We start from the raw sequence: 13,708 nt of genomic DNA, 5'->3' as shown, positions 1-13,708 counted from the left end.
GACGACCATGCCGCTGACGCTTTCGCTCAACACCAATCCGCTGGTCAACCGCTTCGCCGATCCCGACGACCTGGTCGAGACCGTCGCACGGGACCTTCGCCTGCGCGACCTCCAGTTGACGCACGAATTCATCAATCCGAGCTGGAACGCCGCGACGATCCGCCGGCTGACGCGCCAGATGGAGCGTGCGCTCCAGCGCACCGGCGTGCGCGTCACCTCGGGCATGACCGGCCCCTATGGCCGCCTCAACCATTTCGGCCATCCGGATGCGGATGTGCGCCGCTACTATGTCGACTGGTTCAAGACCTTCGCCGACATCATCGGCGATCTCGGCGGCACCTCCGTCGGCACCCAGTTCGCCATCTTCACCTACAAGGATTATGACGATCCGGCCCGCCGCGAGGAACTGATCCGCATCGCCATCGACTGTTGGGCCGAGGTCGCCGAGCACGCCAGGGGCGCGGGCCTTTCCTACGTCTTCTGGGAGCCGATGAGCATCGGCCGCGAATTCGGCGAGACGATAAAGGCCTGCATGGCGCTCCAGGACCGGCTCACCGCGGCGGACATGGCCATCCCCATGTGGATGATGGCCGACATCGACCACGGCGACGTCACCTCGGGCAACCCCGACGATTTCGACCCTTACGCCTGGGCGCGCGCCGTGCCGAAGGTCTCGCCGATCATCCATATCAAGCAGAGCCTGATGGACAAGGGCGGCCACCGGCCTTTCACCGCCGAATTCAACGCCATGGGGAGGATCCAGCCGGAGCCGCTCCTCAAGGCCTTCGCGGACGGCGGCGCCGTCGACAACGAGATCTGCCTCGAACTCTCCTTCAAGGAACGCGAGCCGAACGACCGTGAGGTCATTGCGCAGATCGCCGAAAGCATCGCCTTCTGGGCACCGCATATCGATACGGGCGCATCCGACCTGAAGCTGGGCTGACCGCCGCCTGCCCGGTCAATTCCAGCGAAAGCGGAAATGCTCTAGGACTTGGCCTGAAGACCGCTTCGGCTGAAGGCAGGACAGGAATCGCCGATGACCGACAATGAACATTCCCTCGCCGTCCGCGCCGCATGGCTGCATTATATCGGCGGGTTCACCCAGTCGGCCGTTGCCAAGCGGCTCGGCATTCCCTCGGTGAAGGCGCACCGGCTGATCGCGCGCGCGGTCGCCGACGGCCTGGTGAAGGTCAGCATCGACGGCGAGATCGCCGAATGCGCCAACCTCGAAGTCGAGCTCTCGACCCGCTACGGGCTCGACTATTGCGAGGTCGCGCCCGATACCGACGACGATGCGCTGGCGCTCACCACCCTCGGCCATGCGGGCGCGGACTTCCTTCGCCGGGAAATCGAGCGCGGGGAAGCAGCCGTCATCGGGCTCGGCCATGGCCGAACGCTGTCGGCCGCCGTCCGCCACCTGCCGCGGATCGCCGCGAGCGGCACGCGCTTCGTCTCGCTGCTCGGCGGGCTCACCCGCAATTATGCGGCCAACCCCTATGACGTAATGCATCGCCTCGCGGAGAAGACCGGCACGCAGGCCTATGTGATGCCCGTGCCCTTCTTCGCCAATACGGAGGAGGACCGCGAGGTGCTGCTCGCCCAGCGCGGCGTCAAGGAGGTCTTCGACCTTGCCCGGCGCGCCGACCTCAAGATCGTCGGCATCGGCACCGTCGACAACCAGGCCCATCTCGTCAAATCCGGCATGCTGCAGCCGGACGAACTGGAGGAGATCGCCGCGCTCGGCGGCGTCGGCGAACTGCTCGGCCATTTCTTCGACAACAAGGGGCGCATCCTTGAGACGGCGGTGACCGCGCGCACGCTTGCCGCCTCGTTCTCCGAGACCGATGGGGACCGGATCGTCGCCATCGCCGGCGGCCCCGTGAAGACAGAGGCCATCCGCGCCGTGCTGCACAGCCACAAGCTCCACGGGCTGATCACGGACGAGCGGACGGCGCGGCTGCTCCTGCGGACCTCGACATGAAGAAAACAAAAACCGATAGGGAGACGACAACATGAGCCAAGGCCGGAAGTTCTGGGTCGGCACGAGCTGGAAGATGAACAAGACGCTCGCCGAGGCGAAGTCCTTCGCCGAGGGCCTGAAGGCGGCGGATGGCGATGCCGACGCCCGCATCCAGCGCTTCGTCATCCCGCCCTTTACCGCAGTGCGCGAGGTCAAGGCCATGCTTGCCGGCACCTCCGTCAAGGTCGGCGCCCAGAACATGCATTGGGCCGACGAAGGCGCCTGGACGGGCGAGGTCTCGCCCGTGATGCTGAAGGACTGCAATCTCGACCTCGTCGAACTCGGCCATTCTGAACGCCGCGAGCATTTCGGCGAGACGGACGAGACGGTCGGCCTCAAGACGGAGGCGGCGGTGCGCCACGGGCTCGTGCCGCTCATCTGCATCGGCGAAACGCTCGCCGACCGCGAAAGCGGCCGGGCGGCGGAGGTGCTGGCGCAGCAGGTGCGCGGCGCCCTTAGCAAGCTCGACGGGGCGCAGAAGGAGGCGGAGATCCTGCTGGCCTACGAGCCTGTCTGGGCCATCGGCGAGAAGGGCATCCCGGCAAGCGCGGACTATGCGAACGCGCGCCACGCCGAGATCGCCAAGGTGGCGCAGGACATTCTCGGCCGCCGCATTCCCTGCCTCTACGGCGGTTCGGTCAACCCGCAGAACTGCGCGGAACTGATCGCCTGCCCCGACATCGACGGGCTCTTCATCGGCCGCTCAGCCTGGAAGGTTGAAGGCTATCTCGACATCCTGGCGCGCGCAGCCGCCACCATCTGAAAGGAGACTTCCCATGAAACTCGCCATTGCCGGTGACAGCGCGGGCGAAGGCCTTGCCAAGGTCCTCGCCGATCACCTGAAGGACCGCCACGACGTGCACGAGGTGTCGCGCACCGATGCCGGCGCGGACGCCTTCTACGCCAATCTCTCCGACCGCGTCGCCTCGGCCGTCATCGCCGGCGAATACGACCGCGCCATCCTCGTCTGCGGCACCGGCATCGGCGTCTGCATCTCGGCCAACAAGGTGCCCGGCATCCGCGCCGCGCTGACGCACGACACCTATTCGGCCGAGCGCGCCGCGCTCTCCAACAACGCGCAGATCATCACCATGGGCGCCCGCGTCATCGGCTCGGAGCTGGCCAAGGCCATCGCCGACGCCTATCTCGCCCAGACCTTCGACGAGAACGGCCGCTCGGCCGGCAACGTCAAGGCGATCGACGCGGTGGACGCCAAGTACAACGCCGCCAGCTAGGCGGACGAGCGGCGCGCCTTCATCCGCAAGGCGCGCCGTCGCGATCCCACGCCGACCCGGCGCCCCGGCTGGAGATTCCCGGGCCCGATGGTTGCGGCTCCTTCCTTTCTGGGCCATAAATTGCCTCCCATCTGTCGAGGCCAGCCGTCACTGTGAACGTTGCGGGCCGTGCGTGACCCCACGCCACGGTAAATTCCGCCGCGTTCCGGTCAGGCCCCGGCACCGGACACGACAATGCGGACCGATCAAAAAGGAGAACGCATCATGGGCGCAACGGGACATCTCGGCACGGCTTGGCGCAAGCGCGACTACCACCGCCAATGGCTCTGGCGGGAAGCGAACCGCCTGTTCGACTTCTTCCAGAACCGGGCCTTCAATCCGCTGGGCGGCTTCCATGAACTCGATGCCGAGGGCCGGCCGATCAATCCCGGCAACCCGGTGCGCGGCATCCACTCCACCGCCCGCATGGTGCATTGCTTCTCCATCGGCAGCCTGCTCGGCCGCCCCGGCTCCGACGACATCGTCGATCACGGCATGAAATATCTCTGGGAGAAGCATCGCGACCACGAGCGCGGCGGCTATCACTGGTCGCTCGACAATTCCGGCCTGCTCGATGCCAGCAAGCAGGGCTACGGCCACGCCTTCGTGCTGCTTGCCGCCTCCAGCGCCAGGGTCGCCGGCCATCCCGACGCCGACCGCATGATCGCCGACGTCACGGAGGTCCTCAACACCCGCTTCTGGGACGACAGGCACGGCGCGATCGCCGAGGAATTCGAGGCGGACTGGACGCCGGTCGCCGGCTACCGCGGCCAGAATTCCAACATGCACCTGACGGAAGCCCTGATGGCCGCCTACGAGGCGACCGGCGAAAAGGGCTACCTCGACAAGGCCGAGCGTATCGCCGACCTCCTCATCCGCCGCCGCGCCGGCGAAAACGGCTTCCGCGTGCCCGAGCATTTCGACGAGAACTGGGTGCTCGACAAGGACTATCGCGGCAACGAGATGTTCCGCCCCTCTGGCACCACGCCCGGCCACTGGCTCGAATGGTCCCGCCTCGTGCTCCAGCTCTACGCGCTCGGCGGACGCAAGCACGCCTGGATGCCGAAGGCCGCCAGGGCGCTTTTCGCCCAGTCCATCGCGCTCGGCTGGGACAAGGAAAAGGGCGGCTTCTTCTACACGCTCGACTGGAACGACGAACCGGCCAAGCGCAACAAGCTGTGGTGGCCGATGGCCGAGGGCGCCGGCGCCGCCGCCTTTCTTTGCGAGCACCTGCCGGACGACTTCCACGAGACCTGGTATCGCAGGATCTGGGATTCGATCGCGCGCCATTTCCTCGATCAGGATCGCGGCGGCTGGCATGAGGAGCTCACCGAGGACCTCGTGCCGAGCTACACCCTGTTCGCCGGCAAGGGCGACATCTATCACGCGCTCCAGGCCTGCCTCATCCCGCTCTATCCGGCGACGGGCAGCCTGACCAAGGGCATTGCGGAGGCCGGCGAGCGCTAGCAGCCGGCCGGACACAGATGCGCCAGCCCCTGGCGCAGGAGCAGGTCGGTCAGGGCGAACTGGTCGGCGAACCAGCGGTCCGCCGCCTGCCACATCGCGGGCGTCAGCCCGATGTCGTGGCCGCCGCGGGCCTCGGTCGTCAGGAGGCCGGCGTCCCGCGCCGCCTCGATGATGCGGCGGACATGGGTGCGCGAGACGCCCGCCTGCACGGCAAGCCGCTGATACCCGGTGGAGACGCCGCGGCCGCCGCTTGCCGCCGCATTGCGCAGGAGAAGCAGCAGGACCATGTAGCCGCAGTCGTGGGCAAAGAAGGGCGAAAGCTGCGGGTGGCGGCGAATGAGGCGGCTGATGCCCCGCAAGTGCGGCAACGTCGCGCGGCGCATCGCGCGGTGCAGCTCCGTGCCGGATACACTCCTGGATGCCTCCGTCGGCGAAAGGCCGAATTCGGCAAGCCCGTTCGCGAGCAGGTCGAGCGTGCGCGCATCGTGCGACAGGAACCCGTCATTCGGGACGAGCAGGCGGACGCGGCGGTCCGGGGCGTGGGGCTGCTGGGTGAGGAAGCCGTATTTGCGCAGGCACGAGACCTGTGCCTCGACGCGGTTCCGGCTCGCCACGCCAAGCGCCGTGACCTCGCGCTGGAGACGGCCGAGCGTCAGCCAGGTCGAGGGCTGCGCCATGTCCTGCGCGCTGTGGAGCGACAGGGCGGCGAGATAACAGAGGTAACGCCCCTCCTCCAGGACGAGGCGGTTGAAGAGATGGTTGCCCTCGTAGAGCGCCAGCTTGCCGGCGATCACCCGGTCCCGTGCCCCGGCGAACACCGATGCCCGCAGGAATTCGACGGGTGGCACATGGAAGTCCAGCGAGCCGTCGTCGAAAGAAATCTGGTCCACGTCTGCAATCCCGTTCCGGGGCGATGCGCCCTCTGTCGTTCTTGTCGCGCGCGGGGCCCGAATGGACCCATTTTTTTCCATGGGGTTGGAGGCTGGCTAAACTGTCAATTGTATTACCGAACGGGGTAGGCAATATGAGACAGGGAGACAAAAGAATGAGACGCCGCGCCAAGGCTGCGCATGCGCTGCCGCGGCACGACGGAAGGAACCGTCGCCGCAGGCGTGCCTGACAGGCAATGCCATCCATTTTCAGGAACCGTGAGGCGCAATGAGCCCCGTCGACAAGCTGCCGTCCCACTCCGTCCTCGCCGAAGCCGGTGCGGATTGTCGCCGGAAAAGCCGCCTCTTCACCGAAACGCTCGATCCCGTCTTCCGCACCACGGTCGAAATGCCGGAGCGGCTCGCCGACTTCCGTGCGGGGCTGTCCACCCATTTCATGGGCCCCGCCCTCTTCTTCGTCGCCGACATGCAGGGCACGACCTATGCCTTCTCGCGCGATCCCGGCCACATCGCCCGCAGCGGCCTCGACCTCGTCTTCGTGCAACTGACGCTGGAGGGCAGCGACATGCGCACGGTGAACGGCGAGACGATGCTGGTCGAGGCGGGCGATATTTCCGTCTTCGACCTGACGCGATCGATGCATTCCCAGACGCAGCGCTGCCGCAACCTCACACTGGTCCTGCCGCGCCACCTGCTCTTCAGCAGGGAGGCGGAGAACGATGCGCTGCACGGCCTTCTCCTCAAGCGCTCGACCAGCACGGCACGGCTGATCGGCAGCCATCTACGCGCCCTGTTCGCGGACCTTCCGGAAATCACCCGGGCGGAGGCCCCGACCGTCGTCGCCGCCACGGCGAACCTCGTCACCGGTCTCATCGCGCCGAAGATAGCCGCGCGGAGCCGGCCCTCGCCCACCGTGCGCGGCGCGGTCATCATGGAAATCCGCCGCTACATCGAACAGCACATCGCCTTGCCCGATCTCGGTCCGGATCATCTGTGCAAGATGTTCGGCCTGTCGCGCGCCTCGCTCTACCGCCTCTTCGAGCCCATCGGCGGCGTCACGGACTATATCCGCACCCGCCGCCTGCGCACCGCCCTGCGGATGCTGGCGAACGACGGCAAGCGGACGATCGGCGAGATCGCCTATGCCTGCGGCTTTGCCGACACGTCCGCCTTCTCGCGCGCCTTCCGCAACCATTTCGGCATGAGCCCGAGCGAGGTGCGCGAGAGGGACGGCCGAAGCCCGCTCGTGCGCGGTTCGGCCGAGAAACAGGCCGCCGCATCCGTGCACGACTGGCTGCACCTCGTGGGTTCCCTGTAGCCATCTTGCGTTTGACACTTGAAATCACATCGACCAATATGTGATCACATTTCAAGGCACCTGCGGGAGAACGGGATGGAGAGGGCGGACCTGGAGGCGCGCGCCCGCGCGCTGATCGAGGCGGAAGCGGAGTTGTTTCGAGCCCGCAGGCCGCGTTCCGCGGCGGCGCATGACGAAGCGGCATCGGGCTTCTTCGACGGCGTGCCACAGCACTGGATGCTGGACTGGCCGGCGCCCTTCCCCGTCGTGATCGACCAGGCGAGCGGCGCCGAACTCGTCGATATCGACGGCAACCGCATCGTCGACGTCTGCCTCGGTGACACGGGCGCGATGTTCGGCCATGGCCCGGCACCCGTTCTGGAGGCGCTGCGGAATGCCGGCTCCCGCGGCCTCACGACCATGCTGCCCTCCTCCGATGCGCAGATCGTCGGCCGGCTCCTCGTCGAGCGCTTCGGCCTGCCGCGCTGGCAGCTCGGCGCCACCGCAAGCGATGCCAACCGCTTCGCCATCCGCGTCGCGCGCGCCGTCACCGGCCGGGCGAAACTCCTCGTCTTCGACGGCTGCTATCACGGCGCCGTGGACGACACGCTGGTCGACCTCGTCGACGGCAGGACGGTCTCGCGCCGCAATCTCCTGGGCCAGGTCCGCGACCTCGGCGAACTCACCGTCTCCATCCCCTTCAACGACGAAGCCGCGCTGGAAAAGGCGCTCGCCGCGCAGGACATCGCCTGCGTGCTTGCCGAGCCGGTCATGACCAATTGCGGCATGATCCCGCCCGCCCCGGGCTTCCATGACGCCCTGCGCCGCCTGACGCGCGAGGCGGGCACCCTGCTCCTCATCGACGAGACGCATACCATCTCCACCGGCCTCGGCGGCTATACGAAGGTGCACGGCCTCGACCCCGATCTCATGGTCATGGGCAAGCCCATCGGCGGCGGCGTTCCCGTCAGCGTCTGGGGCATGACGCAGGCGATCTCCGACAGGCTGCATGTCATCCGCCGCGAGCAGAGCGGCCACGGCCATTCCGGCATCGGCACGACGCTTTCCGGCAGCGCGCTGCAGCTCGCCTGCCTGCGCGCCTGCCTCGAACATGTCATGACGGAGGACGCCTACCGCACCATGCAGGACCGCGCCGACCGCATCGAGGCCGGCTTCAAGGCGGCGATCGCCGCCGCCGGCCTCGGCTGGACGGTCTCGCGCGTCGGCGCCCGGCTGGAGGTCGTCTTCTCGCCCGTGCCGGTGCGCAACGCCGCCGAGGCGCGCGCAGCGGCCTCCGACACGATCGAGGCGGCGCTTCATCTTTCCATGCTCAATCTCGGCTATCTGCTGACGCCCTTCCACAACATGGTGCTCGTCAGCCCGGCCCTTTCGCAAGAGCAGGCGGACGGGCTCGTCGAGGCGTTCGCGACCATCCTCGGCCGCCTTGCCGAGCGGAGGGCCGCCGCGTGAGCCGCGACCTTGCCACCCGTCCCCCGGAAGCCGCCGACATTGCCGAAGCCGAAGCCTTCCTCGCCGCCCATCCGGACATCACCGCCTTCGACCTCGTGCTGATCGACCTCAACGGCATTGCGCGCGGCAAGATCATCCGGCGGCACGAGCTCCTGCCGATCTTCCGCTCCGGCCGGCACCTGCCCGGCTCGATCCTCGGCCTCGACGTGACCGGCGAGGACGTGGAGGAGACCGGCCTCGTCTGGTCGGACGGCGATGCCGACAGGCGCGCCTGGCCGGTTGCCGGCTCGCTCGTCCCCCTGCCCTGGACGTCCCCGCCACGCGGCGAGGTGCGCCTTGCCCTTTTCGAGCTCGACGGCACGCCCATGGCGGCCGATCCGCGCCATGCGCTCGCCCGCCAGGTGAAGCTGCTCGAAGCGGACGGCTTCCATCCCATTCTCGCCTACGAGCTGGAATTCTACCTGCTCGACCGCGAACGCGCGGAGGGCGGCCATTTCCAGCCGCTCCGCCTGCCGCTGTCCGGCGAACGGCCGGACGGCATCCAGGTCTACGGCGTCACCGAGCTCGACCGGCTGGAGCCGTTCATCGACGCCGTCTATCGCGGCGCTAAAGCGCAGGGCCTGCCCGTCGAGACCATGATCTCGGAATATGCCCAGGGCCAGTTCGAACTGACGCTGCGCCACGGCAGCGCGCTACGTGCGGCCGACGACATCACCATGCTGAAGCGCCTCATCCGCGCGCTCGCGGTGCGCCACGGCATGATGGCCTGCTTCATGGCAAAGCCCTTTGCCGGTCGCGCCGGTTCCGGCATGCATGTCCATGCGAGCCTTGCCGATGCGGCAGGCGAGAACCTCTTCGCCGATCGGGACGAGGCGCTGGCGCCCCTCCTGAGGCAGACGGTCGCGGGCCTGCTTGAAACGATGCATGAATCCATGCTCGTCTTCGCCCCCCACCTCAATTCCTGGCGGCGCTTTTCCGCCCAGAGCTACGCGCCGACGACGCCGACCTGGGGCACCAACAACCGTTCCGTCGCCATCCGCATCCCGGCCGGCGCACCCGCCGGCCGCCACCTCGAACAGCGCGCCGCCGGCATCGATTCCAATCCCTATCTCGTCGGCGCGACCGTGCTTGCCGGCATGCGCAGGGGCATTCTCGCGAAGGCCGATCCCGGCCCCGAGACGACGGCCTATGCCGAGGCAACGGGAGATGCGCTGCCGCCGGACTGGCGCAGCGCCATCGAGACGGCGGCCCGCTCGGACTTCCTGAGGGAAGCGCTCGGCGCGCGCCTGCACCACGTCTTCCTGGCCCTCAAGCGCGCCGAATACCGCCGTTTCGCGGCGGAAGTGACCGCGCTCGAACGCACGCTCTACGGCGAGGTCGTCTGAGAATGAAAACCTTCTACACCGCCGACCATCACCTGCATCACAGCGGCATGGAGCTCTCCTTCGGTCGCATCGTCGAGACCTTCGAGAAGCCGGAACGCGCCGAGATCGTCCTGCGGCGCGTCACCGAGGTCGGGCTCGGCCCGGTAGTCGAGCCGCCGGCCTATGAGCGCGCCGCCATCGAGCGCATCCATACGCCCGATTATCTCGATTTCCTGGAGACCGTCTTTTCCGAATGGCAGGCCGCCGGGCGCGACGGCGAGGTCTGGCCCTATAGCTGGCGCCATCGCTCCATGCCGATGATCGACGCCCCGCCCTCGGGCCTCGACGCCCGGCTTTCCTATTATTCCTTCGACATGGCCGGCTCGATCACCGAAACGACGTGGCAGGCGGCCAAGCGTGCGGCCGATACCGCTCTTGCCGGGGCCGATGCCGTGCTCGCCGGCGAGCGTGCCGCCTTCTCGCTCTGCCGTCCGCCCGGCCACCATGCCGGCCGCGACTTCTTCGGCGGCTATTGCTATCTCAACAACGCGGCCATCGCCGCGCAGCGTTTCCTCGACAACGGCCATGCCCGCGTCGCGATCTTCGACGTCGACTACCACCACGGCAACGGCACGCAGGAAATCTTCTACGAGCGGGACGACGTGCTGCTCGCCAGCCTGCACGGCGACCCGGACTTCGAGTTCCCCTTCCACCTCGGCTATGCCCGCGAGCGCGGCGCCGGCAAGGGCGAAGGCTACAACCTCAACTACCCGCTGCCTGCCGGCACCGCATGGCCCGAATGGCTGGCAGCCTTCGAGGACGCGCATGCGAAGATCCGCGCCTACGCCCCGACCGCCCTCGTCGTCTCCCTCGGCGTCGACACGTTCAAGGAAGACCCGATCTCGCAGTTCAGGCTGGAAAGCGAACACTTCACCACCATCGGCCGCCGCATCGCCGATTTCGGCCTGCCGACGCTTTTCGTGATGGAAGGCGGCTATGCGGTGGAGGCGCTGGGTGTGAACGCGGTGAACGTGCTGCAGGGCTTCGAAAGAGGCTGAGTCTCAGAGAGCGTCCGGCCGCTCCCGGGCGGTGCGCTGCACGAAAAGGACTTCGACCCGCGTCTCCAGCCCGCGATAGGCGACGATGTAAGGCGTTCCGGGAACGACGAATTCCCGCGTCCCCTCGATCTCACCAACACGACCGTGAACGTGTTTTCGGAAAGCAGGCGCCTCGTCCGGCCGTGGATGGTGTCCAACTCGCGGAGATAACGGCGGGTCCAGACGACCTCCGCCATGAGCGATCAGCGCTCCGCGTACCTGTCGAGGACGAGAGCGATCTCCTCCTCGGTGGCGAAGTCGCCCCGAGCGGCTTCCGCAAGCCCCGCTTCGATGCCTGCGGCCCACCTCTGCTGCCAGGCCAGCGAGCGGCCATGCGCCGGCGCGTCCTCGATGATCTGGCTGCGGGTCGGCATCGACCGCGCCGCGAGCGCATCGATGCGACGGTCGAGATCCTTCGAGAGGTCGTTACGCTGGTCCATGCGGCGTTCTCGCACGAACGGCGGCGCGTCTCGCCGGCCCCGTACGCCTATACGTCCCTGTGCAGGTTGTTACGCGAGAGGTTCTTCACGTCGCGTTCGCCGCACAGCGCCATCGTGACGTCGAGTTCCTTGCGGATGATCTCCAGCGTGCGGCGCACGCCCGCCTTGCCGCCGGCGCCGAGGCCGTAGAGGAAGGGGCGGCCGATATAGGTGCCCCTGGCGCCGTAGCAAAGCGCCTTCAGCACATCCTGGCCCGAGCGGATGCCGCCGTCGAGATGGACTTCCATCTTGTCGCCGACCGCATCGACGATGCGCGGCAGCATGGTGATCGAGGAGGCCGCGCCGTCGAGCTGGCGGCCGCCATGGTTGGAGACGATGATCGCGTCGGCGCCGCTGCCGAGCGACATGCGGGCATCCTCCTCGTCGAGGATGCCCTTGAGGATGAGCTTGCCGCCCCAGCGTTCGCGGATCCATTCGATGTCCTTCCACGAGAGCTGCGGGTCGAACTGCTCCGTGGTCCAGGAAGAGAGCGAGGAAAGATCCGTCACACCCTTGGCGTGGCCGACGATGTTGCCGAAGGTGCGGCGCCTGGTGCCGAGCATGTCGAGGCACCAGAAGGGCCGCGTCGCCATCTGCCAGAGATGCTTCGGCGTGAAGCGCGGCGGGGCGGACAGGCCGTTGCGCAGGTCCTTGTGGCGCTGGCCGAGAATCTGCAGGTCGAGCGTCAGCACCAGCGCCGAGCAGCCCGCCGCCTTGGCGCGGTCGATGAGATTGTGGACGAAATCCTTGTCCTGCATGACATAGAGCTGGAACCAGAAGGGCTTCGTGGTGACGGAGCGCACGTCCTCGATCGAGCAGATGCTCATGGTGGAGAGCGTGAAGGGAACGCCGAATTCCTCGGCGGCCTGGGCGGCGAGCATCTCGCCGTCGGCATGCTGCATGCCGGTCATGCCGGTCGGCGCGAGGGCGACGGGCATGGAGACCTTCTCGCCGATCATCTCGCTTTCCAGCGACCGGTCGCGCATGTCGACCAGCACGCGCTGGCGCAGCTTCACCTTGTGGAAGTCGTCCTCGTTGGCGCGGTAGGTGCCCTCCGTCCAGGCTCCGGAATCGGCATAGTCGAAGAACATCTTCGGCACGCGGCGGCGCGCCCGTTCCTTGAGGTCTGCGATCGTCAGGGCCTGTTCCACGCTCATGTCGTCCTCGCTCGCGCTTGCGGTCCGCAATCTTTTACGGGCAGGCATTGCGGCTCGCAATGGATTCGTGCGGGTTTGCCGCGCAAAGAACAAAACCCTCCCGGCCGGAACCGGGAGGGTGGAAAGACGGGCCGAAAGCGGCTTACTTCGCGGCGTAGAACTTCGCCATGTCGGGAAGGCGCTTGACGCGGATGCCGGAGGCCTTGCCGGCGGTGCGGAAGGCTTCGAAGCGCTCCTTGCAGACCTCCGTCATGCGGGCGGTCGCCGGCTTCAGGTAGGTGCGCGGATCGAAATTGTCAGGCTTTTCCTTGAAGTTCTTGCGGATCGTGCCGGTCATGGCGAGGCGCAGGTCCGTGTCGATATTGACCTTGCGCACGCCGAGGGGGATCGCCTTCTGGATTTCGGCGACGGGCACGCCCCAGGTCTGCTTCATCTCGCCACCATAGGTGGTGAAGAGGTCCTGCAGGTCCTGCGGAACCGAGGAGGAGCCGTGCATGACGAGATGCGTGTTCGGCAGCTTCGCGTGGATCTTGGCGATCGTCTCGATGGAGAGGATGTCGCCATCAGGCGCGCGGGTGAACTTGTAGGCGCCGTGGCTGGTGCCGATGGCGACGGCGAGCGCATCGACGCCGGTCTTCGAAACGAAGTCGAGCGCCTGGTCCGGGTCGGTCAGCAGTTCCTCGCGGGAAAGCTTGCCCTCGAAGCCGTGGCCGTCCTCCTTGTCGCCGGCGCCCGTTTCCAGGTTGCCGAGACATCCAAGCTCGCCCTCGACCGAAACGCCGGCCGCATGGGCAATCTTCACCACTTCGGCAGTGACGTCGACATTGTAGTCGTAGCTGGCGACGGTCTTGCCGTCGGCGAGCAGCGAGCCGTCCATCATGACGGAGGTGAAGCCGTTGGTGATGGCCGAGATGCAGGTCGATGGCTGGTCGCCGTGGTCGAGATGCAGGCAGACCGGGATATGCGGATATTCCTCGGCGGCGCCGAGGATGAGGTGACGCAGGAAGGCATCGCCGGCATAGGCGCGCGCACCGCGGCTCGCCTGCAGGATCACCGGGGAGTCCGTGGCATCCGCCGCGCGCATGACCGCCTGGATATATTCCAGGTTATTGACGTTGAATGCGGGCAGTGCGTAGTCGTTCTCCGCTGCGTGATCGAGCAGTTGCCGCATGGTGATCAATGCCATTCCTGTC

13 protein-coding genes are annotated in these 13,708 nt (G+C 67.2%); 9 read left to right on the top strand and 4 right to left on the bottom strand.

Annotated features, from left to right (window positions below; translation table 11 throughout):
- The first annotated feature begins 7 nt into the window (after positions 1-7).
- From L0976_RS14190 to L0976_RS14170, 5 genes are all read left to right on the top strand, one after another.
- The gene (locus tag L0976_RS14190) at positions 8-943 is read left to right on the top strand and encodes a sugar phosphate isomerase/epimerase (RefSeq protein WP_234187976.1); all 936 of its coding nucleotides are present in this window, start codon (positions 8-10) and stop codon (positions 941-943) included.
- Between the two features lie 93 nt (positions 944-1,036).
- The gene (locus tag L0976_RS14185) at positions 1,037-1,981 is read left to right on the top strand and encodes a sugar-binding transcriptional regulator (RefSeq protein ID WP_203315636.1); all 945 of its coding nucleotides are present in this window, start codon (positions 1,037-1,039) and stop codon (positions 1,979-1,981) included.
- 31 nt (positions 1,982-2,012) lie between these two features.
- Positions 2,013-2,783, top strand: coding sequence for a triose-phosphate isomerase (locus tag L0976_RS14180; protein WP_234187975.1), 771 nt, complete (start codon positions 2,013-2,015; stop codon positions 2,781-2,783).
- A 13-nt stretch (positions 2,784-2,796) separates the two neighbouring features.
- Complete coding sequence (locus tag L0976_RS14175; RefSeq protein WP_203315634.1) at positions 2,797-3,255, top strand: RpiB/LacA/LacB family sugar-phosphate isomerase; 459 nt, start codon at positions 2,797-2,799, stop codon at positions 3,253-3,255.
- A 264-nt stretch (positions 3,256-3,519) separates the two neighbouring features.
- Positions 3,520-4,761, top strand: a complete 1,242-nt coding sequence (locus L0976_RS14170) for an AGE family epimerase/isomerase (protein WP_234187974.1) — start codon at positions 3,520-3,522, stop codon at positions 4,759-4,761.
- Here the strand turns inward: L0976_RS14170 and L0976_RS14165 are convergent.
- Positions 4,758-5,651, bottom strand: coding sequence for a hypothetical protein (locus L0976_RS14165; RefSeq protein WP_234187973.1), 894 nt, complete (start codon positions 5,649-5,651; stop codon positions 4,758-4,760). The genes L0976_RS14170 and L0976_RS14165 overlap by 4 nt on opposite strands.
- A gap of 268 nt (positions 5,652-5,919) precedes the next feature.
- Between L0976_RS14165 and L0976_RS14160 the strand changes: the two genes are divergently transcribed.
- The 4 genes from L0976_RS14160 to L0976_RS14145 all read left to right on the top strand — a co-directional run bounded on the left by L0976_RS14160 (position 5,920) and on the right by L0976_RS14145 (position 10,840).
- The gene (locus L0976_RS14160; RefSeq protein ID WP_234187972.1) at positions 5,920-6,969 is read left to right on the top strand and encodes a helix-turn-helix domain-containing protein; all 1,050 of its coding nucleotides are present in this window, start codon (positions 5,920-5,922) and stop codon (positions 6,967-6,969) included.
- A 75-nt stretch (positions 6,970-7,044) separates the two neighbouring features.
- Positions 7,045-8,418, top strand: coding sequence for a transaminase (locus tag L0976_RS14155; RefSeq protein WP_234187971.1), 1,374 nt, complete (start codon positions 7,045-7,047; stop codon positions 8,416-8,418).
- Entirely contained in the window at positions 8,415-9,803 is a 1,389-nt protein-coding gene (locus L0976_RS14150) for a glutamine synthetase family protein (protein WP_234187970.1), read from the top strand. Before L0976_RS14155 ends, L0976_RS14150 begins: the two co-directional genes overlap by 4 nt.
- Before the next feature lie 2 nt (positions 9,804-9,805).
- Positions 9,806-10,840 carry a histone deacetylase family protein gene (locus tag L0976_RS14145; RefSeq protein WP_234187969.1) on the top strand — a complete coding sequence of 345 codons (1,035 nt, stop codon included), beginning with the start codon at positions 9,806-9,808 and terminating at the stop codon, positions 10,838-10,840.
- A gap of 242 nt (positions 10,841-11,082) precedes the next feature.
- Here the strand turns inward: L0976_RS14145 and L0976_RS14140 are convergent, their stop codons facing one another.
- The 3 genes from L0976_RS14140 to fba form a co-directional block, all read right to left on the bottom strand.
- On the bottom strand, positions 11,083-11,319 hold the full coding sequence (locus tag L0976_RS14140) for a CopG family ribbon-helix-helix protein (protein WP_234187968.1): 237 nt from the start codon (positions 11,317-11,319) through the stop codon (positions 11,083-11,085).
- A gap of 47 nt (positions 11,320-11,366) precedes the next feature.
- On the bottom strand, positions 11,367-12,509 hold the full coding sequence (locus L0976_RS14135; RefSeq protein WP_370643675.1) for an L-lactate dehydrogenase: 1,143 nt from the start codon (positions 12,507-12,509) through the stop codon (positions 11,367-11,369).
- A 148-nt stretch (positions 12,510-12,657) separates the two neighbouring features.
- Positions 12,658-13,701 carry a class II fructose-bisphosphate aldolase gene (gene fba, locus L0976_RS14130; RefSeq protein ID WP_234187966.1) on the bottom strand — a complete coding sequence of 348 codons (1,044 nt, stop codon included), beginning with the start codon at positions 13,699-13,701 and terminating at the stop codon, positions 12,658-12,660.
- Positions 13,702-13,708: the final 7 nt, after the last annotated feature.

The sequence above is a fragment of the Shinella sp. NM-101 genome (assembly GCF_021401195.1).
Classification (GTDB): Bacteria; Pseudomonadota; Alphaproteobacteria; order Rhizobiales; family Rhizobiaceae; genus Shinella.
Note: the sequence above shows the minus strand (reverse complement) of the source record. Positions and strands in the feature narration are given on the sequence as shown.

Bases quoted from the DNA above. Each gene is read 5' to 3' on its own strand.
- L0976_RS14190 (WP_234187976.1), top strand. From the start codon at position 8: ATGCCGCTGACGCTTTCGCTCAACACCAATCCGCTGGTCAACCGCTTC.
- L0976_RS14185 (WP_203315636.1), top strand. From the start codon at position 1,037: ATGACCGACAATGAACATTCCCTCGCCGTCCGCGCCGCATGGCTGCAT.
- L0976_RS14180 (WP_234187975.1), top strand. From the start codon at position 2,013: ATGAGCCAAGGCCGGAAGTTCTGGGTCGGCACGAGCTGGAAGATGAAC.
- L0976_RS14175 (WP_203315634.1), top strand. From the start codon at position 2,797: ATGAAACTCGCCATTGCCGGTGACAGCGCGGGCGAAGGCCTTGCCAAG.
- L0976_RS14170 (WP_234187974.1), top strand. From the start codon at position 3,520: ATGGGCGCAACGGGACATCTCGGCACGGCTTGGCGCAAGCGCGACTAC.
- L0976_RS14160 (WP_234187972.1), top strand. From the start codon at position 5,920: ATGAGCCCCGTCGACAAGCTGCCGTCCCACTCCGTCCTCGCCGAAGCC.
- L0976_RS14155 (WP_234187971.1), top strand. From the start codon at position 7,045: ATGGAGAGGGCGGACCTGGAGGCGCGCGCCCGCGCGCTGATCGAGGCG.
- L0976_RS14145 (WP_234187969.1), top strand. From the start codon at position 9,806: ATGAAAACCTTCTACACCGCCGACCATCACCTGCATCACAGCGGCATG.
- L0976_RS14140 (WP_234187968.1), bottom strand. From the start codon at position 11,319: ATGGACCAGCGTAACGACCTCTCGAAGGATCTCGACCGTCGCATCGAT.
- fba (WP_234187966.1), bottom strand. From the start codon at position 13,701: ATGGCATTGATCACCATGCGGCAACTGCTCGATCACGCAGCGGAGAAC.